Origin of the sequence: Sanguibacter sp. HDW7, assembly GCF_011300875.1 — a bacterium.
Classification (GTDB): domain Bacteria; phylum Actinomycetota; class Actinomycetes; order Actinomycetales; family Cellulomonadaceae; genus Flavimobilis.
On the sequence record NZ_CP049862.1, the window covers coordinates 2,938,750 to 2,958,982 of the forward strand.

Below are 20,233 nucleotides of genomic sequence, written 5' to 3' on the forward strand. Positions count from 1 at the left end.
GACTCGTAGGTCGTGAGCACCGTTCGATGGTGCTCACGACCTACGAGTCCCCCACCCCATACGACTCGTAGGGCCCCAGCACCGTTGAACGGTGCTGGGGCCCTACGGGTCGTTCGGGGTGGGTGGGTCAGCTCGGGTCGAAGGCGAGCGACACCGAGTTCATGCAGAAGCGGTTGCCGGTCGGCGTCTGCGGCGCGTCGGGGAAGACGTGCCCGAGGTGCGACCCGCACCGTGCGCAGCGCACCTCGGTGCGACGCATGCCGAGCGAGTCGTCGTCGAGCAGCTCGACCGCGTCGGAGCGGCTCGCCTCGTAGAAGCTCGGCCAGCCGCAGCCGGCGTCGAACTTCGTGCCCGCGTCGAAGAGCTCGGCGCCGCATGCACGGCAGCTGTAGGTGCCGGCGCGGGCCTCGTCGAGCAGCGCACCCGACCACGGTCGCTCGGTGCCGGCCTGGCGCAGGACGTGAAACTCCTGCGGGCTCAGCTCGACGGTCCACTCGTCGTCGGTCTTCTCGATCTCGTACGCCATCTCGGCCCCTCCGTCGTCGTTCCACCCATCATCCCCCGCCCGGCAACCCCTTCTCGTCCCCTGCCCTCCCGGATGCTCCACCGCCCCCGCGCGGTGCCCTGGATGCCGATAGCCGATCGACGCTCAGTACGCGCGATGCTCCGGGTGCCGATAGCCGATCCACGCTCACTACGCGCGGCACCCTGGGTGCCGATAGCCGATCCACGCCCGGGACGCGCACGGATCGGCTATCGAGCCCCTCGACGCACCTCCCGCGGCGGAGTCAGGGGCTTCGATAGCGGATCGGCACGGCTTAGCCGTTCCGATCCGCTATCGAGCGCGCGCCGAGCGCGCCGAGCGCGAGCCGAGCGCGGGCCGAGCGCAGCCGAGCGCTGCTGAGCGCGGCCGGGGACGACGAAGCCCCTCCGCACCGGGGTGCGGAGGGGCTTCGTCTCAGGGCTGGACGATCAGCGGCGGCCCGAGCGGGCGCCGCGCGACATCTCCACGAGGCCGCGGCCCGCCGACGACGGCGCCGCGCCACGCTGCTGGCCCGACGAGCGGCTCGACGAGCTCGCGCCCGACGCACCCGCGCCCGACGACTGCCGACCGGAACCCTGCGCGCCGCCCGTGCGAGCAGCCCCGGTCTCACGACCAGCACCGGCACCACGACGACGCCCACCCGAACGCGCACCCTCGGGGCGCGACGGGTCACCACGACCGGCGCCAGGCTTCGCGCCGCGCTGCTGATCGCCACGAGCGACGTCGCCGCCACGTGCACCACCGGCAGAGCGACCGTCGGCCGCCGCACCGCCGCGACCACGGCCCGTGCCGCCGTCGGCTGCCTTCTTCTTGCGCGGCTGCTTGGGAGCAGGCTGCGCGGCCGCGGGAGCCTCGGACGGCTTTACGCGCGGGGCGACCTCGCCGACGAGGTCGGCGACGAGCTGGTCCGTCGCGCGCACGCGCACGGGCGTGACCTTGATGCCGGCCTTGCGGGTGAGGTCCAGCACGTCGCCGCGCTGCTCGGGGAGCATGACGGTGACGACGACGCCACCCTCGCCCGCGCGCGCCGTGCGGCCCGAGCGGTGCAGGTACGCCTTGTGCTCGGCCGGCGGGTCGACGTGGACGACGAGCCCGACGTGGTCGACGTGGATGCCGCGCGCGGCGATGTCGGTCGCGACGAGCACCTTGACGGCGCCCGTCGTGAACGCCTCGAGGTTCCGCTCGCGCGCACCCTGCGAGAGGTTGCCGTGCAGGTCGACGGCGGGAACGCCCTCGGCCGTGAGCGTCTTGGCCATCTTCTTGGCCTGGTGCTTGGTGCGCATGAAGAGGATGCGACGGTCGGCGCCGGACGCGAGCGCGAGGACGAGGTCCTTCTTCGCGGCGGCGTCGGCGACCGCAAGGACGTGGTGCGTCATGGCGGTGACGGGCGACGTCTCGGGGTCGACCGAGTGGTGCAGCGGCTTGTGGAGGTAGCGCTTGACGAGCACGTCGACGCCGTTGTCCAGCGTCGCGGAGAACAGCATGCGCTGGCCCTCCGACGGGGTGCGGTCCATGATGCGCTTGACGCCCGGCAGGAAGCCGAGGTCGGCCATGTGGTCGGCCTCGTCGAGCACGGTGATCTCGACGTCGTCGAGCGTGAGGTGGCGCTGACCGAGGAGGTCCTCGAGGCGGCCGGGGCAGGCGACGACGACGTCGACGCCCTTCTGCAGGGCCGTGACCTGACGCGACTGGGCGACGCCGCCGAAGATCACGGTCGTCGTGAGGCCGAGCGCCTTCGCGAGCGGCGCGAGTGTCGCGTCGATCTGCGAGGCGAGCTCGCGGGTCGGGGCGAGGACGAGCGCGCGCGGGCGGCCGGGCTTCGTCTTCCCGGACCGCGTCGCGTCGAGGCGCGTGACGATCGGCAGCGAGAACGCGAGGGTCTTGCCGGAGCCGGTGCGGCCGCGGCCGAGGACGTCGCGGCCCGCGAGCGTGTCGGGGAGCGTCGCGGACTGGATGGGGAACGGCGTCGTCTTGCCGTCGCGGGCGAGCTCGGCGACGACGGGGGCGGGCAGGGGCAGGTCGGAGAACGACCGGAAGGTCTGGGTCATGTGTCTTCCTGGTTCGGCCCGGCGCACGGCGCACGAAGGCGCTCGGTGTCGACCGGGGTCGGGGTCCGCCGCACGAGGCAGGATCACGGCTCCGCGCGGGGCGCGGCCAGGGATCGTGCGGGACTCCACGACGCGGGACCGGCGGTACGCGCGGTCCTCGTGACCCATTCTCTCATCTGCGAGCAACGACCGTCACCCCGTCCCGAGGGTGACGCGCCCGACACCCGCGAGATAGCGGTCCCGGGTCGAGATAGCGGTCTGCAGACCGCTATCTCGGCTGCAGACCCCTATCTCGCGGTCAGGCTTGGCAGGAAGGGAGGGCAGGATGGTTGCGTGATTGACGTGCTGCGTGACATCTGGGAGGCCGCGACGACCGCGTCGCCCGCCCCCGAGACCACCCTCGTGCTCGCTGCCGCCGTGACGGCGTTGCTGCTCGTCGTGTGGCGTCCCGCGTGGGGCGTCGTGCGGCACGGCGTGACGACCGTGCACGAGGCGTGCCACCTGCTCGTCGCCGCGCTCACGGGCCGCAGGATCATGGGCATCCGGCTGCACTCGGACACCTCAGGCCTCGCCCTGTCGAAGGGCCGCCCGCGCGGACCCGGCATGGTCCTCATGACTGCCGCCGGCTACTCCGGTCCGGCGGTCGTGGGGCTCGCGGCGGCGTTCGGCGTCGGACGCGGCTATGACGTCGGGGTGCTGTGGGCTCTCGTCGTGCTCGCGATCTTCGTGCTGCTCATGATCCGCAACTGGTACGGGCTGTGGACGATCCTCGTGACGCTCGCCCTGCTCGGCGCGCTCACGTGGTGGGGCACGCCCGAGGTCCACGCGTTCGCGGCGCACGCGGTTGCGCTCGTGCTGCTGCTCGGCGCTGTGCGCGCCGTCGTCGAGCTCGGGCTGTCGCGGCGCGGTGGTCGGGCGCGGTCGTCCGACGCCGATGCGCTCGGCAAGCTCACACGGACGCCCGGCGGCCTGTGGGTCGCGGTGTTCGTGCTCGTCACGGGTGCGTGCCTCGCGCTCGGCGCGTGGTGGCTCGTCGGCCCGACGCTCTCGGGCGTCGCGGACGCGGCGGCGGCGCTGCTCCCCCGCTGACCCGACGGCCCACCCCCTCCTCCTCCTCTGCGACGGATTGACTGCTTCCGACCACCTATGGTCGGAAGCAGTCAATCCGTCGGGGGTCAGGAGGCCGCGAGGCGGGCCGTGAGGGTGTCGCGGGCCTGCTGGGCCACCGGACGGACGGTCTTGTCGCGGTCGCTGAAGTGCTGCGCGATGACCGCGTGGTGCTCCTCGGAGCCCTGGGCGGCGAGCGCACGCAGCGCGGCGGCGCGGACGCGCGGGTTCTCGTCGTTCGTCAGCGCGACGACGTCGGAGAGCGCCGGGAGGTCGCGCTCGAGCACGACGCGCAGGCACATCTCGCGCACGCGCCACGACCGGTTCTGCAGACCCGCGAGGACGTCGGGCATCACCGAGTCGTCCCAGACGAACAGGAGCGTGCGGGCGCCCCAGAGCTCGGGCCAGTAGAGGGCCGGCGCGCCGTCGAGGATGCCGAGCCCGTGCCGACCGCCCGCGTAGAGCAGGAAGTCCTTGCCGGCGTTCTCGCCGCGCAGCAACTTGGCCGCCTTCTGCTCGACCGCCTGCGCACCGTAGTGGGCGACGGCCGCAGCGATGCGCTCACCGGTCGGCAGGTCGAGGGGGATGTCGGGGTGGGGGTTCAGCTTCTTGTCCATGGCACGGCCAGCCTAGTTCGATCGGGGCGCGGACGGCGACGGCACAGGCTCCCGGGCACCGCCGACGGCGCGTGACGCGCGTGCCCGACGGACGAGGGCGTCGACCGCCGCGGCCCCGGCCGCGCCGAGGACAGCGACGAGCAGGTCGGTCACGACGAACGTCGACCCGATCACGACCCGCGAGAGGGGGACGGCCGACGCGAGCGTGGCGGGCAGCCCCGTGAGCTGCAGCAGCTCGATACCCACGCCGATCGCTGCGGCCACGAGCCCGACGGAGAGGGACCGCGCTGCGGGTGCGACGAACGCGCACAGCACGACGAGCAGCGCGGCGTAGAGCAGCCCGCCTGCGACGTCCCCGGGCGCCCCGGGCAGCGTCCGCGCGCCGAGGCCGACAGGAACAAGCAGCGCGGCGACGAGCAGGAGGACGAGGCGGCGGCGTGTCACTGGTCGTGCCGCAGCGCGACGACCCGCTCGGCGAACACCCGGGACATGCGGGCCCGCCACGACGGGGAACGTCCGAACGACGGCGGCAGGTCGTCCACCGGGTCGACGTCGGAGTCATCCGCAAGGACACCGTCGATGAGCAGATAGGTGGGGTCCGGGAGCGGCGCGAGCCACGGGATCGTCATCCACGGCGAGGTCGGCTCGGCGAGCAGGAGCTCGAGCTCACGTCGCGTGATCGCGTCGAGACGCTCACCGACCCGCCCGTCGAGGCTCCCCCAGTAGCGACGGCCCGCGCGCATCTGCTCGCTGAAGTCCTCCCAGCTCGAGCACGCCTCACGCAGCGCGTGCGCGGCGATGAGCGCGGTGTCCCGCGCCTCGGCCTCGCTGAGCAGCCCGGCCGAGAGACCGTCGCGGACGAGGCCCACAACCCGCACGTGGTCCCACACGAGGAAGTCGACGTCCATCGTGCTCGGATCCTGCTCGCGCACGCGATGAAACCTCACGAGCTCCTCGACGGCCTTCTGCTCCTCCCGGTCGGCTCGCTCGCGGATCCGCTGCTCGACCTCGCGGGCCTCGCTCGGGGTGAGGGCCGACCAGGTCTCGCGCTCGCGCTCGAACTGCTGCCGCTGCCCGCGCCAGAGCATGTCGAGGAGGACGCTCCTCAGCCGGGGCGTGTCCTCGATGCCCCAGACGTTCGCGAGAACCTTCTGCCGCGCCTCGCGGTCGGGCCGCAGGAGCGAGTCGACGGGCGCCTGGGAGTGGAGCGAGTGGAGCGCGTCGAACGCGGCGAGGTGCGCCTCGACGCCCGTGCGGTCGTGCCCCTGCTCGTCGGACCAGGTGAGTGCGGGCACGTCGATCGCCTCGGCCTGCGGCGTGGCTGCCCAGGCCTCGGCCTGCGGCTGCTTCGCCGTCCGGCGGCGCTGCACGACGACGCCCGCCAGCGCGATCACCGCGGCGATCGCGGCAGCGCCGAGCGCCCGCTCGATCCCCTCACCCGTCATGTGTCCCAACCTAGCGCCGACACCGCAGGTGGCCAGACCTTTGCAGGTCAGGCCTCGTCACGGCACGACGAGCCCGCCGAAGTAGTCGAGCGCGTACGCCTCGACACCGTCGACGAGGATGACCTCGCGCCCGTGGAACCGCCCGACGCCGCCCGTCGATGCGTCGACGTACGTGCCGTGCTCGCCGACGTGCTCGTAGCCGCCGAGGAACCGCCCCTCGATGTACATCGCGCTGAGCGCGGCCTTGATCGTCAGACCGGCACGCTCGCCGTCGACGAGGTCGGGGCGGAGCACCGCCCCGTAGTAGCTCATGGCCCAGACGGGCTCGTCGTCGAGCCACACGACCTCCTGCCCGTGGAAGTCAGTGCCGCCGACGTAGGAGTCGAGGTAGGACCACCGCCCGTCACGCCACCCGAGGTCGTGCGAACCTGTGCGCGACGCCGGCGCCGTCACGCCGCCCCCGACGTACGTCGCCGTCTTCGCCGCGACGACGACCTTCTCGAGCTCTGCCAGGTCCATGTCCGCTCCGTCCTGCGCCCACGGCGGGCGCGTCGCGCCCCCCGTGGGCGTCATGCGCAGGATGCCCCGAGCCACCGACATTCGGCGCGGGCGGCGTCTTCGGCCCACTAGACTCGCCCCGGGCCTGTAGCTCAGCTGGCAGAGCATCGGACTTTTAATCCGCGGGTCGTGGGTTCGAGCCCCACCGGGCCCACCACACGTTGCCGAACGTCACCCGCCGGAAGGGGCTGACACGGGCGATCCTGCGCCGCTACGGTTCGTGCCATGATCCGTCGTCACGCCGCGCTCGCGCTCGCCGCAGCCCTCGCAGTCTCCCCGCTCCTCGCCGTACCGGCGACCGCAGCCCCCACGGCGACCGCGGCCGCGACAGCAGCCGCGTCGGTCGCCGAGGTTCGCCCCGCGACGCCGCACGTCGCCGCTGGCGCGAAGCGCTACAAGAACTGCGCCGCGCTCAACCGTGCCTACAAGGGCGGCGTCGCCCGCGACTCCAAGGCCCGCAACATGAAGACGGTGCGCGGCAAGAAGGTCCGTGCGACCTCGACGTACAAGGCCAAGGTCTCGAAGTCCCTCTACGCCGCGAACAAGAGTCTCGACCGTGACAAGGACGGCATCGCCTGCGAGCGCTGAGCACGGGGCACGGGGCACTGACTCGGCCGCAGCCAGGCGGATGACGCGCTCCCTCGCGACATGGGATCATCGGGGCACCTACTGACGAAGGGGCACGTCATGACGACCTCGCAGGACCGCACTACCAGCATCGGCCCGACTCACGGGCAGTGGCTCGAGACGCAGGGTTCCAGGCTGGCGCCCGACGACCCTGCGACGGCCCGCTCGTGGAAGCCGCTCACGGTCCTCGTCGCGGTTGCGCTTGCCTCGGGTCTCATCGGCTTCGGCGTGGGTGCGTCGCTCGGCGCGGACGACAAGGACGCGCGGCTCGAGATCGTCGACCTTCAGACGGAGCTCACCCAGGAGCGGCAGCAGCGCACGAACCTCGAGAAGCGGGTCGCCGAGCTCGAGAAGGCGGCCGAGCAGGCCGGCTGAGCCGCCGCCCGCCCCGCACACGCACGACCGCCATGACGAGGCGCGGCCGCGTCGCCACGGCACGCGGCCGCGGACAGGGCGTGGGAGCACGGCTGGGCGTGTCGCGGGTAGCGTCGGCCTCGTGACCCGGATCATCGCCCACCGCGGCGCCTCAGCGGCCTTTCCCGAGCACACGCGCGCCGCGTACGTCGAGGCGCTCGCGCAGGGCGCGGACGGGCTCGAGTGCGACGTGCAGCTCACGGCCGACGGCGCCGTGGTGCTGTGGCACGACGCGACGCTCGACCGCACGTCCGACGCCGTGGGCCCGCTGCACGAGCGGACGCTCGCGGAGCTGCGCGCGCTCGACGTGTGGTCGTGGAAGGGCACGCCTCCTGACGGGAACGACGACCAGCTGCTCACGCTCACCGACCTCGTCGGCCTCGCGGTCGCCGCGGGCCGGCCGGTGACGCTCGTCGTCGAGCTCAAGCACCCGAGCCCCGCGGGTCAGGGCCTCGAGGACGCGGTGCTCGCGACGCTCGCGGCGTCGGGCTGGGACGCAGCCACGGGCCGCGTCGGCGCGACCGACGTCGACGTGACGTTCATGAGCTTCTCGCCCGCCTCCCAGCGCCACCTCGCGGCGACGGTCCCGCCCGAGCAGCTCATGTTCCTCGTCGACGAGGTGGACGACGCCGACCTCGTCGCGGAGCTCGCACCGGACGGCGGCGCGGACCCGGCTGCGGTGGCGCGCCTGCGGGCGCTCGTCGCGGACGCGCGCGCCGACGTCGTCGCGGGACGGATCGGGGGTCTCGGCCCGTCGGTTGCGTGGTGCCGCGCCCACCCCGGCGAGATCCGTGCGGCGGTCGCGCTGGGCCGCACCGTCCGGGTGTGGACGGTCGACGACCCCGACGACGCGCGCTTCCTCGTCGGGCTGGGCGTCACCGAGCTGACGACGAACCGTCCGGGCGACCTCCGCGCCGAGCTCGAGGGCTGAGAGCGCCGATCGTCACGCGTCCCGCACGGCAGTGACCCGCGGCACGACCGCGTCCGGGCCCGAGCGCACCTCGAGCCACGCGAGGACGTGCCGCAGGTAGGCCTCGCGCACGGGCGACGGCGACAGCGTGAGGTCGTGCGCCCCGCCCTCGAAACGCTCGAGCGTGACGTCCCGCCCGACGAGGTGGGCGCGGTCCGCGATCTGCTCGACGTCGAGCACGCGGTCGCCGCCCGGCCCCGACGTCGTCGACGCCGCCACGAGCACCGGCACGCGCACGTCGAGCCCTCGTCCGAGCCGCGCGTGCCCGCGCCGCACGGCGCGGATCCAGCCGGCCCGCGCGGGTACTCCGTCAGGGCTCTTCCACGCGGTGTCGAAGTCCCACTCGCCGCCGTTGGCGCGCAGCAGGTCGTGCGCATAGCCCGACGGCGAGGAGTGGACGATCCGCTCGGGGTCCCACGGCGCGACCCGGTCGAGGATGTGCGTGCCGACGGTGCGGTCGAACCACGGCGCATCGAGGTCGAACCACGGCGAGTTGAGCACGAGCGCGTCGACCACGACCTTGCGGCGCATCGAGTGCGCCCACAGCGCGGCCGTGAGCCCGCCCGTCGAGTGCGCGTGCACCGCGAGCACGTCGTGCTCCCGACGGATCCACGCGGCCGCGCGCGTGAGCTCCTCGGAGTACACCCGCAGGTCCGTGACGAAGTGCGGCAGCTGCCACGGCCGCAGGGACCGGCCAGCGGCACGCAGGTCGAGGCCGAACACGTCCCAGCCGGCACCGTCGAAGGCCTCCGCGACGTGCGTCTGGAAGACGTAGTCGTTGAAGCCGTGGACGAGCAGCACCGCGCGCCGCCGCGACGGCGCGTCCGGCCCGCGCGGCACGTACCTCACGAGCGTCGCGACGACGGGACCCCGCGCATCACCGGGCAGGTCGAACGTCGCGCGCTCGTAGCCCTCGCCGAGGACGTCAGGGAGCCAGCGCACGGGCGTCAGGCCGCCGTGACGTCGTCGACGCGGCGGTCCGCGGCCGCGGCCACGCCCGGCACGGGCAGGAGCAGGACGAGGCCGACGAGCAGCACGAGCATGAGCCCGAGCACGCCGAAGTGCTGCTGGCCCGTGAGCGAGATGAACACGGCCCAGGCGGCGGGCGCCATGAAGCTCGCGGCGCGTCCCGTCGTCGCGTAGAGGCCGAAGATCTCCGACTCGCGGCCGGGCGGCGTGCGGCGCAGGAGCAGCGCGCGGCTCGAGGACTGCGCCGGCCCGACGAACACGCACAGCAGGAGGCCGAAGATCCAGAAGATCGTCTGTCCGCCCTCGTGGAGGACGAACACGGCGAGCCCCGAGACGAGGAGGCCGACGAGCGAGGTGACGATGATCGCCTTGGGCCCGACCTTGTCCTCGATGAAGCCCGCGATGACCGTCGCGATGCCCGAGACGACGTTCGCGGCGATCGCGAAGACGATGACCCCTGAGGCCGTGAAGCCGAAGGTCACGGACGCGATGACGGCGCCGAACGTGAAGACGCCCGCGAGCCCGTCACGGTAGACGGCCGACGCGATGAGGAAGCGCAGCACGTCGCGCCGGTCGCGCCACAGGCCGGCGACGTCCGCGAAGAGCTTGCGGTAGGCCCCGACGATGTCGAGGTGCGCGCGCGTGCGCGACGCCCTGACCTCGGGCACCGCGACGAGCACGGGAATCGCGAACGCACCGAACCACAGGGCAGAGACGAGCACGGCGACGCGGATGTCCATGCCGTCCTCCCCCGTGACGCCGAACCAGCCGACCTCCGGGTTGATGAACCCGACGAAGAGGATGAGCAGCAGCACGATGCCGCCGATGTACCCGGCGCCCCACCCGATGCCGGAGATCCGTCCGACGTTCGCCCGCGTCGAGACCTGCGAGAGCGTCGCGTTGTAGTTGACCGACGCGAGCTCGAAGAACACGTTGCCGACGGCGAGCAGGAAGATGCCGAGCAAGAGGTTCTGCGTGAGCGAGCCCGGGTCCGGCGTCACGAAGAACATCGCGGCGCTGATCGCGACCGTGATGCCCGTGTGGATGCCCAGCCACAGGCGGCGACGCCCCGAGTCGTCCGAGCGCGCGCCCGTCACGGGCGCGATGAGCGCGATGAGCACGCCGGCGGCGGCAAGGCCCCAGCCGAGCCACGACGAGTGGTCCGCGAGGACGGCGTCGAGCGCCCGCTGCGCCGGCCCGTCCGTGATCTGCGCGGCGGTCTCCGCCTTCGCGGCGTCGACGACGCTCGCGTCGACGAACGACTCCGACGTCAGCCAGCGGGTGAACACGAACGTCGTGATGACCGCGTTGAACGCGGCCGAGCCCCAGTCCCACAGGGCCCAGGCGACGACCTTGCGCGCGGGGACGGATGCGGTGGGGGCGTCGCCGTCGACGTCGGTGGCCTGGTAGGTCATGGACGGATCGTAGGCCCAACGTCCTACGCGCGCGTGGACCTCACCCGGCCGGACGGTGTCGCGCCGATGGCCGGGGGCGCGGGACGGAGGTCCGAGAACGCGAGAGGCCCCGTCCTCGCGGACGGGGCCTCTCGGTGCTGTGGCCACTGGCAGGGTCGAACTGCCGACCTTTCGATTTTCAGTCGAACGCTCTACCAACTGAGCTAAGTGGCCGTAGCCGACAACGCCCGGTCTTGTGGACCGGGCGCTGATCGAGCGACCCCGACGGGACTTGAACCCGCGACCTCCGCCGTGACAGGGCGGCGCGCTAACCAACTGCGCTACGGGGCCTTGACGTGCAAGACCTTGATCTTACTAGTACCCCCAACGGGATTCGAACCCGTGCTACCGCCGTGAAAGGGCGGCGTCCTAGGCCGCTAGACGATGGGGGCCTAGTCCATCTCGCCGATCCGCCGTGATGGCCGGTCCGCTGAGGACGTCGGTAACTATATGCGCCAGATGGCGTGCGTGCAAAATCGGCATGATCCCGCGGCCCTCAGGGGGCGCGCACGGACGCCGCGCACCTGACACGATGGGGGCGTGATGGAGATGACCAGGGAGCGGTTCGAAGAGCTCGTGAGCGACGCGCTCGACGAGATACCGCCCGAGCTCACGGCGATGATGGACAACGTCGTCGTCCTCGTCGAGGACGACGCCCCGGCCGACGACCCCGACCTGCTCGGCGTCTACGACGGCATCCCCCTCACGGAGCGCAGCCTCTCCTGGACGGGCCTGCCCGACCGCATCACGATCTTCCGCAACCCGACGCTCGCGATCTGCGAGACCGAGGACGACGTCGTCGACGAGGTGTCCATCACCGTCGTCCACGAGATCGCGCACCACTTCGGGATCGACGACGACAGGCTCCACGACCTCGGCTGGGACTGACCCGGACGTCCCCTCGCGACGGGGCGGCCCGCCGATAGGATCGGTGCCATGACGATCCTCGTGACCGGCGGAGCCGGCTACATCGGTGCCCATGTCGTCCGTGTGCTCCACGAACGCGGCGAGGAGGTCGTCGTCGTCGACGACCTGTCGACCGGGCGCGCCGAGCGCATCGGCGGCGCCACCCTCGTGCACCTCGACGTCGCCTCCCCCGAGGCCGTCGGCACGCTCACGCGCACCATGCGCGACCACGGGGTCACCGCGGTCATCCACTTCGCCGCGCGCAAGCAGGTCGGCGAGTCCGTGGAGCGCCCCGCGTACTACTACCAGCAGAACGTCGGCGGCCTCACGAACGTCGTCTCCGCGATGGAGGCCGCGGGCGTCGACCGCCTCGTGTTCTCGTCGTCCGCCGCGACCTACGGCATGCCCGCCGTCTCGCTCGTCGAGGAGAAGCTCCACGCGGAGCCCATCAACCCGTACGGCGAGACCAAGCTCATCGGCGAGTGGCTCGGTCGCGCCGCGACCCGGGCGTGGGGCCTGCGCTTCGTCGCGCTGCGCTACTTCAACGTCGCGGGCGCGGGCTGGGACGAGCTCGGGGACCCGGCGATCCTCAACCTCATCCCCATGGTGCTCGACCGCGTCGAGCGCGGCGAGCGCCCCGCGATCTTCGGCGACGACTACCCGACGCCCGACGGCACGTGCATCCGCGACTACATCCACGTGCTCGACCTCGCCGAGGCGCACGTCGCCTCGCTCGAGTACCTCGCCGAGGACTCCCGCGAGCACGACGTCTTCAACGTCGGCACCGGCCGCGGCGCCTCGGTCCGCGAGGTCATCGACGGCCTCGCCCGGGTCTCGGGCGTGACGATGGACGCCGAGATCAAGCCGCGCCGCGCGGGCGACCCGCCCCACCTCGTCGCGTCGCCCGAGCGCATCAACACGGTCCTCGGCTGGCACGCGACCCACACGTTCGACGACATCCTCACGTCGGCGTGGAGCGCGTGGCAGGCCGGCCCCCGCCGCATCGAGGCGTGACCCACCACGAGCCTGACCAGCATCGTGAGGTGCCGCGGATTGAAACCCGCGGCGCTTCGCGGTTGAGTTGACCCAAGCGCCGCGCGCGCACCGCCGACGAAGGCAGGGAACCATGAGCACCACCGACGACCCGCAGGGCGAACCGAGCATCGGCGAACTCTTCGGCAGGCTGAGCGAGCAGACGAGCCGGCTGGTCCACGCCGAGATCGCGCTCGCGAAGGCCGAGATGAAGGCCCGCGCCGTCCGGCTCGGCGCCGGGGCGGGACTGCTCGTCGCAGCGGGCGTCCTCGCGCTCTACGCGATCGACAAGCTCTTCGACGCTGCCGCGCTGGGCCTTGCCGAGGCTGTGCCGCCGTGGCTCGGGTTCCTGCTCGTCGGCGTCGTCCTGCTCATCGTCGTCGGCGTCCTGGCCTTCGTCGGCTCCCGGCTGCTCAAGGCCGCCAACCCGCCCACGCCGTCGCGCGCGACAGCCAACCTCAAGGACGACGTCGCAGCGCTCAAGAAGGGTCTCGGACGATGATGGCCAAGGAACCGTTCACCGCGACCGACCCCGGCATCCTCGCGGCCGAGGCCGCGGTGCTCGCGGCCCGCGCCGAGCTCGCCGGCACCGTCGACGCGCTCTCCGGGCGCCTCGACCCCCGGGTCAAGGCCCAGGAGGCCGCTACGGCCGCCAGGACGGCCGTGCACGACGCCCAGGGCCTCCTCACGGGCCAGGGGTTCCCCGCGGAGGACCCGCGCCGGTCGCGCAACGTCAAGCTGCTCGCGGGCGCCGTCCTCGGCGCTGTCGCGCTCGTCGCGATCCTCGTCATCCGGCGCCGCTGACGCTCGCCGCAGGGAGCCGCGCGCCGGCCCCTGGAACGTCGATGGCCGGGACCCCAGCGGGGTCCCGGCCATCGACCTCTCCGCACCGTGGACGGGTGCGGCACTCAGCTCAGACGCTCGGCGTGCCGGCCTCGGACGAACCGGCGCTCAGAAGTGCGAGCACCTCCGCCTCGCGGTAGCGGCGGTGGCCACCGAGGGTGCGGATCGCCGAGATCTTGCCAGCCTTGGCCCAACGGGTGACCGTCTTCGGGTCGACGCGGAACAGGCTCGCAACCTCAGCAGGCGTGAGCAGGACTTCGGACTCAGTGCCGTGGACGGGCATGGTCACTCCTTCGAAAGTGTTCAGTTACTGCATGATGTTTCCGCATGCAAGTGAGAAGCGTAGCAAGTCCAGCTGATGATCCGGTGAGATTTCAGCCGCTAATCTCCGAATCAGGACCTACGACCCCATCGTCGCGCGAAAACACGGCAGCCACCAGCCCTGGACACGGGCGATTCGCCGATGGCAGAACCGGCTCCCGAGGCCTTCGTCACCCACCACGGAAGTGGTCGGAACCCGTCCGTCTCATGTACCGTGGGCCTCGAATGAGACACCACGAGGGGCCGCCCGCGTCCGGAGCAGACGCAGGGCCAGTCCCGTATCGACTCCAAGGGAGGTCGGAGCCATGGGCCGCGGCCGTCAGAAGGCGAAGCAGACCAAGGTCGCTCGCGAGCTGAAGTACTACACACCTCCCACGGACATCAAGGCGCTCGAGCAGGAGCTCGCCCACACGAAGCGTTCGGACGTCGCGGTCGACGACCGCGAGGACGAGGACCCGTACGCCGGCTGGAGCGACAAGGACTGAGCGTCCTGAGCAGTTCGCAGGAGCACGAACGAGGAGCGCCGCCCCACCGGGCGGCGCTCCTCGTTCTGTCCCCGGAAAAGGTGACCGGCCCCGACTCGTAGGTGCGGAGCACCATCGAAAGGTGCTCCAGGCCTACGGGTCGCCCCGGTGGTCCGACTCGTAGGCCCCCAGCACCGTCGAACGGTTCTGGGGGCCTACGAGTCAGCGGAGGGACGGCTCAGCGGTAGTCGCCGACGAGGCGCACAGCGCCCGCCTGGACGCCCTTCGTGCCCGCCACGAGCTCGAGGCCCGCGTGCTCGTCGGAGAGCTCAGCAACCTCGCCGAGGACCCACGCGTCGACGCCGAGCGCACGGCAGCGCGCGATCGCCGCGTCAGCGCCCTCAGCACCGACGATCGCGACCATGCCGACACCGAGGTTGAGCGTGTTCTCGAGGTCGCCGCGCGGCACGCTGCCGAGCTCGCGGACGGTGCGGAACACCGCGGGGACCTCCCACGACGCGCGGTCGACGGTCGCGACGAGGCCCGCGGGCAGGACGCGCGCGAGGTTGGCCGCGAGACCGCCGCCCGTGACGTGCGTGAACGCGTGGACCTGCGCCGCCTCGTCGGCCGCGAGGGCCAGGCAGTCGGACGCGTAGACCTTCGTCGGCTCGAGGAGCTCCTCGCCGAGCGTGCGGCCGAACTCCTCGACGTGACGGTCGAGCTCCCAGCCCGCGTGGCGCACGACGGCACGCACGAGCGAGTAGCCGTTGGAGTGGAGGCCGGACGCCCCCATGGCGACGAGGACGTCGCCCGCGCGCACGCGCTCCGGGCCGAGCATGGCGTCGGCCTCGACGACACCCGTCGCGGCGCCCGCGACGTCGTACTCGTCGACGCCGAGCAGGCCGGGGTGCTCGGCGGTCTCGCCGCCGACGAGCGCCGTGCCGGCGATCTCGCAGGCCTCGGCGATGCCGCGGACGATGTCCGCGATGCGCTCGGGCACGAGCTTGCCGCACGCGATGTAGTCCGTCATGAAGAGCGGCTTGGCACCCACGACGACGATGTCGTCGACGACCATGCCGACGAGGTCGTGGCCGATCGTGTCGTGCTTGTCCATGGCCTGCGCGATCGCGACCTTGGTGCCGACGCCGTCGGTCGACGTCGCGAGCAGGGGGCGCGTGTAGCCGACGAGCGCGGATGCGTCGAACATCCCGGCGAAGCCACCGACACCACCGAGGACCTCGGGTCCGTGCGTCTTGCGGACCGCGTCCTTCATGAGCTCGACGGCCTTGTCACCGGCCTCCGTGTCGACGCCTGCGGCGGCGTAGGTGATCGGCTCGGTCATGTGGCTCTCCTTGGTCGTGTCCGCCCGCGGGGTTCCCGCGGGCCGGGCGGTGCCGGCCGGGCCGGCCGTGCTCAGGGGTGGTCGAGGGCGGTCGCGCCGCCCGCGCTGACGGCGAGGTGGCGCAGGCCGGCCTCGGGCTCGCCGAGGGCGGCCGGGGGCTCGAGGAGGTTCTTGCCGAGCTTGTCGTCGGCCGGGAGCTCGATCGGGTAGTCGCCCGTGAAGCACGCGGTGCAGAGCTTCTCGCGCGGCTGCTCGGTCGCCTCGATCATGGCCTCGAGCGAGATGTAGCCGAGGGAGTCGGCGCCGAGCGAGCTCGCGATCGCGTCGGTGTCGAGGCCGTTGGCGATGAGCTCGGCGCGCGAGGCGAAGTCGATGCCGTAGAAGCAGGGCCACTTGACGGGCGGCGCGGAGATCCTGATGTGGACCTCGGCCGCGCCGGCCTCGCGGAGCATGCGGACGAGCGCGCGCTGCGTGTTGCCGCGGACGATCGAGTCGTCGACGACGACGAGCCGCTTGCCGCGGATGATGTCGCGCAGCGGGTTGAGCTTGAGGCGGATGCCGAGCTGGCGCAGGGTGTCCGACGGCTGGATGAACGTGCGTCCGACGTAGGCGTTCTTCGTGAGGCCCTGGCCGAACGGGATGCCTGAGCCCTGCGCGTAGCCGACGGCGGCCGGCGTGCCGGACTCGGGGACGGGGATGACGAGGTCGGCCTCGACGGGGTGCTCGGCCGCGAGGCGACGCCCCATCTCGACGCGTGCGGCGTGGACCGAGCGTCCCGAGATCGAGGTGTCGGGGCGTGCGAGGTAGACGTACTCGAAGACGCAGCCGGCGCGCTCGACCTCGGCGAAGCGCTGCGAGCGCAGGCCGTCGCCGTCGATCGTGATCATCTCGCCGGGCTCGACCTCGCGGACGAAGGAGGCGCCGACGATGTCGAGCGCGCTCGTCTCCGAGGCGACGACCCAGCCGCGCTCGAGGCGACCGAGCACGAGGGGGCGCACGCCCTGGGGGTCGCGGGCCGCGTAGAGCGTGTGCTCGTCCATGAAGACGAGCGAGAAGGCACCGCGCAGGCGCGGCAGGACCTCGAGGGCCGTCTGCTCGAGCGAGTGGTCGGTGTCGCCGTGGAGGAGCGCGGTGACGAGCGCGGTGTCCGTCGTGTTGCCGCGCGCGAGCTCGCCGCGGGCCTGCTGGCCGTAGCGCTCGGTGACGAGCTCGAGGAGCTCGGCGGAGTTGACGAGGTTGCCGTTGTGGGCGAGCGCGACGGTGCCGACCTCGGTCGCGCCGAGCGTCGGCTGCGCGTTCTCCCAGGTCACCCCACCGGTCGTGGAGTAGCGGCAGTGGCCGAGGGCGATATGGCCCCGAAGCGCGTCGAGCGCGGTCTCGTCGAACACCTGCGAGACGAGTCCCATGTCTTTGTAGACGAGGATCTGCGTGCCGTTGCTCGTCGCGATGCCCGCCGACTCCTGGCCGCGGTGCTGCAGCGCGTACAGGCCGAAGTAGGTGAGCTTGGCGACCTCCTCACCAGGGGCCCAGACGCCGAAGACTCCGCAGGCGTCCTGCGGCCCCTTCTCGCCAGGCATGAGGTCGTGATTCAGTCGTCCGTCTCCACGCAGCGCCACGGGAGAAGTGTCCCACAGCGCCCGAGCGGTCCGGCAGGGCGCCAGCATGCGGACCGGCCGCGACCTGCACGTCGGCGACGGCCGTGCGCGCCCAGCTCGCGGACCCGTCGTCTCACGATGCAAAACGGACGGTTCGATCTGGAGCGATCTGGTCAGGAAAGCCGTACGTTCCTCGGCACCGGCCCGAACCACGGGCCCGCCGGAAGGATCACGCCATGCACGCACGAGACCGCCGCAGGAGCGCGGCGACGGCCACCGCCGTCGCCCTCCTCACGATGCTGGCGCTCAGCGCGTGCAGCCCCACGCCGATCGGCGGCGCAGCCGCCCCCGGCCCCTCCGACACGCCCCTCGCACTCGTCGGCTTCGCGGTCCCCAAGGCCGCGCACGACGAGGCCCAGAAGGCGTTCGCCGCGACCGAGGCCGGCTCCGGCACCTCCTGGACGACCTCCTACGGCGCGTCCGGCGACCAGTCGCGCGCCGTCGCCAACGGCCTCGACGCCGACGTCGTCCACTTCTCCCTCGAGGGCGACGTGACCCGCCTCGTCGACGCAGGTCTCGTCGCCGACACCTGGGACGACGGCGAGCACAAGGGCATCATCTCGGACTCCGTCGTCGTCCTCGTCGTCCGCGAGGGCAACCCGAAGAACATCCACGGCTGGGACGACCTCCTGCGCGACGACGTCTCCATCGTCACGCCCAACCCTGGCTCGTCGGGCTCCGCCCGCTGGAACATCCTCGGCGCCTACGGCTCCGTCGTCGCGAACGGCGGCACCGAGGCCGACGGCGAGGCCTACCTCCGGACGTTCTTCGACAACGTCGCCGCCCTCCCCGGGTCCGGTCGCGACGCGACCACCGCCTTCACGTCCGGCACGGGCGACGTCCTCATCAGCTACGAGAACGAGGCGATCCTCGCCCGCCAGCAGGGCGAGACCTTCGAGTACGTCGTCCCGGACGCGACCCTGCTCATCGAGAACCCTGCGGCCGTCCTCGTCGACGCCGACCCGCGCGGGCAGAAGTACCTCGACTTCGTCCTCTCCCCCGAGGGCCAGACGATCTTCGCGTCCAAGGGGTTCCGGCCCGTCGTCGACGTCGGCGACATCACCGTCGAGGGCGCCAACGACCCCGCCAGTCCCTTCCCCGCGCCGTCGAAGCTCTTCACCATCGCCGACCTCGGCGGCTGGTCCGACGTCAACGCGAAGTTCTTCGCCGACGACGGGCTCGTCACCCGCATCCAGCAGGAGAAGGGCGCGTCGTGACCACCACCGCACCACCGCCGGTGGCGCCCTCCGTCGCGGAGGGCGCCACCGGCGCGCGCAGGCCCCGACGCAGCCCACGCCCCCGCAGGTCCCGCGGCCCCCGCGACCTCACCCCCGCCTCCCGCGTCGGCCTCGGCGTCGGCGTCCTGTGGTTCTCGATCCTCGCGCTCATCCCCCTCATCGCCGTCCTCGTCGAGACCTCCCAGGGCGGGTGGGACGCGTTCGCCCGCGCCCTCACGACCCCGCAGACCGCCGCCGCCATCCGTCTCACCGTCGTCAACGCCCTCGGCGTCACCGTCCTCAACGCCGTCATGGGCACCGTCATCGCCTGGGTCCTCGTCCGCGACCGCTTCCCCGGGCAGCGCATCCTCGAGGTCCTCATCGACATCCCCTTCGCGCTGCCCACGATCGTCGCCGGCCTCGTCCTCCTCACCCTCTACGGGCCCACCAGCCCCGTCGGCGTCAACGTCGCCAACACGCAGTGGTCCGTGACGCTCGCCCTCGCGTTCGTCACGCTGCCGTTCGTCGTGCGCACCGTCCAGCCCGTCCTCGCCGAGCTCGACCGCGACGTCGAGGAGGCCGCCGCCTCCCTCGGCGCCAAGCCCTTCACCGTCCTGCGACGCATCGTCCTGCCCGCGCTCGTCCCCGCGATCGCCGCGGGGGCCTCGTTGTCCTTCGCGCGCGGCATCTCCGAGTACGGCTCCCTCGTGCTGCTCTCGGGCAACCTGCCCATGCGCACCGAGGTCGCATCCGTGCGCATCCTCGCCTACCTCGAGAACGGCGACCAGACGTCCGCCGCCGCGGTCGCGACCCTCCTCCTCGCCGTCTCCCTCGTCGCGCTCGTCACGCTCGACGTCCTCCAGCGGAAGGTCGCCAGCCGTGGCACGCACTAGCCCCTGGGTCCGGCGGGCCCTGCGCATCGTCGTCGTCGCCTACCTCGTGCTCCTCGTCGGCTGGCCCGTGAGCCTCGTCGTCCGCGCGACCTTCGCCGACGGCCTCACCGCGCTCCGCGACGCGCTCGGCGACCCCACCGTCGTCTTCGCCCTCAAGCTCACGGTGTCCGTCGCCGTCCAGGCGACGCTCCTCAACACGATCTTCGGTGTCGGGATCTCGCTGCTGCTCGTACGGACCGACTTCCGTGGCAAGCGGCTCCTGTCCGCCCTCATCGACCTGCCGCTGTCCGTCTCCCCCGTCGTCGTCGGCCTCGCGATCGTCCTCGCCTACGGGCCGCGCGGCGACTGGTTCGGGCCCTGGCTCGCCGACCGCGGCATCTCGGTGATCTTCGCGACCCCCGCGATCGTCCTCGCGACCGCCTTCGTCTCCCTGCCCCTCGTCGTCCGCGAGGTCGTCCCCGTCCTCGAGGAGATCGGGACCGACGAGGTCCAGGCCGCGCGGTCCCTCGGAGCGAGCGGCCCGCAGACGTTCTGGCGCATCACGCTGCCGGCGATCCGCTGGGCCGTCGTCTACGGCGTCGTCCTCACGCTCGCGCGATCGCTCGGCGAGTTCGGCGCCGTGAAGATCGTCTCGGGCAACCTCGAGGGACGCACCCAGACCGCGACGCTCCTCGTCGAGCAGCGCTACCAGGACTTCGACCACGCGACCGCCTACGCGACCGCCTTCCTCCTCGCCGCCGTCTCCGTCGCCGCCATCACCCTCGTCACCTATCTCCGCCCCGCGCACGGGAGCTCCCGATGACCCTC

The 20,233-nt window shown here is 72.3% G+C and carries 23 protein-coding genes and 4 tRNA genes; 13 read left to right on the forward strand and 14 right to left on the reverse strand.

Going from position 1 to position 20,233, the window contains the following annotated elements:
• Window positions 1-127 precede the first annotated feature (127 nt).
• Together msrB and G7063_RS13275 are read right to left on the reverse strand one after the other, a co-directional pair.
• Complete coding sequence (gene msrB / locus G7063_RS13270; RefSeq protein ID WP_166414815.1) at window positions 128-526, reverse strand: peptide-methionine (R)-S-oxide reductase MsrB; 399 nt, start codon at window positions 524-526, stop codon at window positions 128-130.
• Between the two features lie 446 nt (window positions 527-972).
• Complete coding sequence (locus G7063_RS13275; protein ID WP_166414816.1) at window positions 973-2,592, reverse strand: DEAD/DEAH box helicase; 1,620 nt, start codon at window positions 2,590-2,592, stop codon at window positions 973-975.
• A 333-nt stretch (window positions 2,593-2,925) separates the two neighbouring features.
• Here G7063_RS13275 and G7063_RS13280 point away from each other — a divergent pair, with 333 nt between their 5' ends.
• On the forward strand, window positions 2,926-3,681 hold the full coding sequence (locus tag G7063_RS13280; protein ID WP_370520716.1) for a M50 family metallopeptidase: 756 nt from the start codon (window positions 2,926-2,928) through the stop codon (window positions 3,679-3,681).
• A gap of 86 nt (window positions 3,682-3,767) precedes the next feature.
• On the opposite strand, the gene G7063_RS13285 is transcribed toward G7063_RS13280, so the two are convergent.
• Genes G7063_RS13285 through G7063_RS13300 form a run of 4 tightly spaced genes read right to left on the reverse strand, consistent with a single transcriptional unit; the run spans window position 3,768 to window position 6,334 of the window.
• A complete protein-coding gene (locus tag G7063_RS13285) occupies window positions 3,768-4,316 on the reverse strand; it encodes a HEAT repeat domain-containing protein (protein ID WP_166414817.1) in 549 nt (182 codons plus the stop codon).
• A 12-nt stretch (window positions 4,317-4,328) separates the two neighbouring features.
• Window positions 4,329-4,760: a DUF2809 domain-containing protein gene (locus G7063_RS13290; RefSeq protein ID WP_166414818.1), complete on the reverse strand. Its 432-nt coding sequence runs from the start codon at window positions 4,758-4,760 to the stop codon at window positions 4,329-4,331.
• Complete coding sequence (locus G7063_RS13295) at window positions 4,757-5,761, reverse strand: DUF1266 domain-containing protein (RefSeq protein ID WP_166414819.1); 1,005 nt, start codon at window positions 5,759-5,761, stop codon at window positions 4,757-4,759. The genes G7063_RS13290 and G7063_RS13295 overlap by 4 nt, the downstream gene beginning before the upstream one ends.
• A 57-nt stretch (window positions 5,762-5,818) precedes the next feature.
• Entirely contained in the window at window positions 5,819-6,334 is a 516-nt protein-coding gene (locus G7063_RS13300) for a DUF5680 domain-containing protein (protein WP_166414820.1), read from the reverse strand.
• Window positions 6,335-6,400: 66 nt separating this feature from the next.
• On the opposite strand from G7063_RS13300, the gene G7063_RS13305 reads away from it, so the two are divergent.
• From G7063_RS13305 to G7063_RS13320, 4 genes are all read left to right on the forward strand, one after another.
• Window positions 6,401-6,476 (forward strand) — tRNA-Lys (locus tag G7063_RS13305).
• Between the two features lie 68 nt (window positions 6,477-6,544).
• Window positions 6,545-6,907, forward strand: coding sequence for an excalibur calcium-binding domain-containing protein (locus tag G7063_RS13310; RefSeq protein WP_166414821.1), 363 nt, complete (start codon window positions 6,545-6,547; stop codon window positions 6,905-6,907).
• Between the two features lie 99 nt (window positions 6,908-7,006).
• A complete protein-coding gene (locus G7063_RS13315) occupies window positions 7,007-7,321 on the forward strand; it encodes a hypothetical protein (RefSeq protein ID WP_166414822.1) in 315 nt (104 codons plus the stop codon).
• Between the two features lie 121 nt (window positions 7,322-7,442).
• Window positions 7,443-8,291, forward strand: a complete 849-nt coding sequence (locus tag G7063_RS13320; RefSeq protein WP_166414823.1) for a glycerophosphodiester phosphodiesterase family protein — start codon at window positions 7,443-7,445, stop codon at window positions 8,289-8,291.
• A gap of 12 nt (window positions 8,292-8,303) precedes the next feature.
• Here G7063_RS13320 and G7063_RS13325 read toward each other — a convergent pair whose 3' ends face one another.
• From G7063_RS13325 to G7063_RS13345, 5 genes are all read right to left on the reverse strand, one after another.
• The gene (locus G7063_RS13325; RefSeq protein WP_166414824.1) at window positions 8,304-9,272 is read right to left on the reverse strand and encodes an alpha/beta hydrolase; all 969 of its coding nucleotides are present in this window, start codon (window positions 9,270-9,272) and stop codon (window positions 8,304-8,306) included.
• 5 nt (window positions 9,273-9,277) lie between these two features.
• Window positions 9,278-10,714, reverse strand: coding sequence for an MFS transporter (locus G7063_RS13330; protein WP_166414825.1), 1,437 nt, complete (start codon window positions 10,712-10,714; stop codon window positions 9,278-9,280).
• A 140-nt stretch (window positions 10,715-10,854) separates the two neighbouring features.
• A tRNA-Phe gene (locus G7063_RS13335) sits at window positions 10,855-10,927 on the reverse strand.
• Between the two features lie 43 nt (window positions 10,928-10,970).
• Window positions 10,971-11,044, reverse strand: a tRNA-Asp gene (locus G7063_RS13340).
• Window positions 11,045-11,072: 28 nt separating this feature from the next.
• Window positions 11,073-11,145 (reverse strand) — tRNA-Glu (locus tag G7063_RS13345).
• Between the two features lie 148 nt (window positions 11,146-11,293).
• Here G7063_RS13345 and G7063_RS13350 point away from each other — a divergent pair.
• The 4 genes from G7063_RS13350 (at window position 11,294) to G7063_RS13365 (ending at window position 13,495) form a co-directional block, all read left to right on the forward strand.
• Window positions 11,294-11,641, forward strand: coding sequence for a metallopeptidase family protein (locus tag G7063_RS13350; protein ID WP_240916098.1), 348 nt, complete (start codon window positions 11,294-11,296; stop codon window positions 11,639-11,641).
• A gap of 48 nt (window positions 11,642-11,689) precedes the next feature.
• Window positions 11,690-12,673, forward strand: coding sequence for a UDP-glucose 4-epimerase GalE (galE, locus tag G7063_RS13355; RefSeq protein WP_166414826.1), 984 nt, complete (start codon window positions 11,690-11,692; stop codon window positions 12,671-12,673).
• A gap of 112 nt (window positions 12,674-12,785) precedes the next feature.
• On the forward strand, window positions 12,786-13,193 hold the full coding sequence (locus tag G7063_RS13360) for a phage holin family protein (RefSeq protein WP_166414827.1): 408 nt from the start codon (window positions 12,786-12,788) through the stop codon (window positions 13,191-13,193).
• Complete coding sequence (locus G7063_RS13365) at window positions 13,190-13,495, forward strand: DUF3618 domain-containing protein (RefSeq protein ID WP_166414828.1); 306 nt, start codon at window positions 13,190-13,192, stop codon at window positions 13,493-13,495. The genes G7063_RS13360 and G7063_RS13365 overlap by 4 nt, the downstream gene beginning before the upstream one ends.
• A 109-nt stretch (window positions 13,496-13,604) precedes the next feature.
• On the opposite strand, the gene G7063_RS13370 is transcribed toward G7063_RS13365, so the two are convergent.
• A complete protein-coding gene (locus tag G7063_RS13370) occupies window positions 13,605-13,817 on the reverse strand; it encodes a BldC family transcriptional regulator (RefSeq protein WP_102509979.1) in 213 nt (70 codons plus the stop codon).
• 343 nt (window positions 13,818-14,160) lie between these two features.
• On the opposite strand from G7063_RS13370, the gene G7063_RS13375 reads away from it, so the two are divergent.
• On the forward strand, window positions 14,161-14,340 hold the full coding sequence (locus tag G7063_RS13375) for a DUF3073 domain-containing protein (RefSeq protein ID WP_166414829.1): 180 nt from the start codon (window positions 14,161-14,163) through the stop codon (window positions 14,338-14,340).
• Between the two features lie 217 nt (window positions 14,341-14,557).
• Here G7063_RS13375 and purM read toward each other — a convergent pair whose 3' ends face one another.
• Entirely contained in the window at window positions 14,558-15,661 is a 1,104-nt protein-coding gene (gene purM, locus G7063_RS13380; protein ID WP_166414830.1) for a phosphoribosylformylglycinamidine cyclo-ligase, read from the reverse strand.
• 71 nt (window positions 15,662-15,732) lie between these two features.
• Window positions 15,733-17,277 carry an amidophosphoribosyltransferase gene (purF, locus tag G7063_RS13385; RefSeq protein WP_166414831.1) on the reverse strand — a complete coding sequence of 515 codons (1,545 nt, stop codon included), beginning with the start codon at window positions 17,275-17,277 and terminating at the stop codon, window positions 15,733-15,735.
• Window positions 17,278-17,492: 215 nt separating this feature from the next.
• Here purF and G7063_RS13390 point away from each other — a divergent pair, with 215 nt between their 5' ends.
• From G7063_RS13390 to G7063_RS13400, 3 genes are read left to right on the forward strand one after another with little or no spacing between them, the layout of a single operon-like run.
• A complete protein-coding gene (locus G7063_RS13390) occupies window positions 17,493-18,533 on the forward strand; it encodes a sulfate ABC transporter substrate-binding protein (RefSeq protein WP_166414832.1) in 1,041 nt (346 codons plus the stop codon).
• On the forward strand, window positions 18,530-19,426 hold the full coding sequence (gene cysT / locus G7063_RS13395; RefSeq protein ID WP_240916099.1) for a sulfate ABC transporter permease subunit CysT: 897 nt from the start codon (window positions 18,530-18,532) through the stop codon (window positions 19,424-19,426). Before G7063_RS13390 ends, cysT begins: the two co-directional genes overlap by 4 nt.
• Window positions 19,413-20,228, forward strand: a complete 816-nt coding sequence (locus G7063_RS13400) for a sulfate ABC transporter permease (RefSeq protein ID WP_166414833.1) — start codon at window positions 19,413-19,415, stop codon at window positions 20,226-20,228. Before cysT ends, G7063_RS13400 begins: the two co-directional genes overlap by 14 nt.
• Window positions 20,229-20,233: the final 5 nt, after the last annotated feature.

What these genes read in the sequence shown, in the direction of transcription:
- G7063_RS13370 (WP_102509979.1), bottom strand. Translation starts at nt 13,817, where the DNA reads ATGCCCGTCCACGGCACTGAGTCCGAAGTCCTGCTCACGCCTGCTGAG.
- G7063_RS13300 (WP_166414820.1), bottom strand. Translation starts at nt 6,334, where the DNA reads ATGACGCCCACGGGGGGCGCGACGCGCCCGCCGTGGGCGCAGGACGGA.
- G7063_RS13365 (WP_166414828.1), top strand. Translation starts at nt 13,190, where the DNA reads ATGATGGCCAAGGAACCGTTCACCGCGACCGACCCCGGCATCCTCGCG.
- G7063_RS13360 (WP_166414827.1), top strand. Translation starts at nt 12,786, where the DNA reads ATGAGCACCACCGACGACCCGCAGGGCGAACCGAGCATCGGCGAACTC.
- G7063_RS13315 (WP_166414822.1), top strand. Translation starts at nt 7,007, where the DNA reads ATGACGACCTCGCAGGACCGCACTACCAGCATCGGCCCGACTCACGGG.
- G7063_RS13285 (WP_166414817.1), bottom strand. Translation starts at nt 4,316, where the DNA reads ATGGACAAGAAGCTGAACCCCCACCCCGACATCCCCCTCGACCTGCCG.
- G7063_RS13275 (WP_166414816.1), bottom strand. Translation starts at nt 2,592, where the DNA reads ATGACCCAGACCTTCCGGTCGTTCTCCGACCTGCCCCTGCCCGCCCCC.
- G7063_RS13390 (WP_166414832.1), top strand. Translation starts at nt 17,493, where the DNA reads ATGCACGCACGAGACCGCCGCAGGAGCGCGGCGACGGCCACCGCCGTC.
- G7063_RS13375 (WP_166414829.1), top strand. Translation starts at nt 14,161, where the DNA reads ATGGGCCGCGGCCGTCAGAAGGCGAAGCAGACCAAGGTCGCTCGCGAG.
- G7063_RS13310 (WP_166414821.1), top strand. Translation starts at nt 6,545, where the DNA reads ATGATCCGTCGTCACGCCGCGCTCGCGCTCGCCGCAGCCCTCGCAGTC.
- msrB (WP_166414815.1), bottom strand. Translation starts at nt 526, where the DNA reads ATGGCGTACGAGATCGAGAAGACCGACGACGAGTGGACCGTCGAGCTG.
- G7063_RS13295 (WP_166414819.1), bottom strand. Translation starts at nt 5,761, where the DNA reads ATGACGGGTGAGGGGATCGAGCGGGCGCTCGGCGCTGCCGCGATCGCC.
- galE (WP_166414826.1), top strand. Translation starts at nt 11,690, where the DNA reads ATGACGATCCTCGTGACCGGCGGAGCCGGCTACATCGGTGCCCATGTC.
- G7063_RS13330 (WP_166414825.1), bottom strand. Translation starts at nt 10,714, where the DNA reads ATGACCTACCAGGCCACCGACGTCGACGGCGACGCCCCCACCGCATCC.
- purM (WP_166414830.1), bottom strand. Translation starts at nt 15,661, where the DNA reads ATGACCGAGCCGATCACCTACGCCGCCGCAGGCGTCGACACGGAGGCC.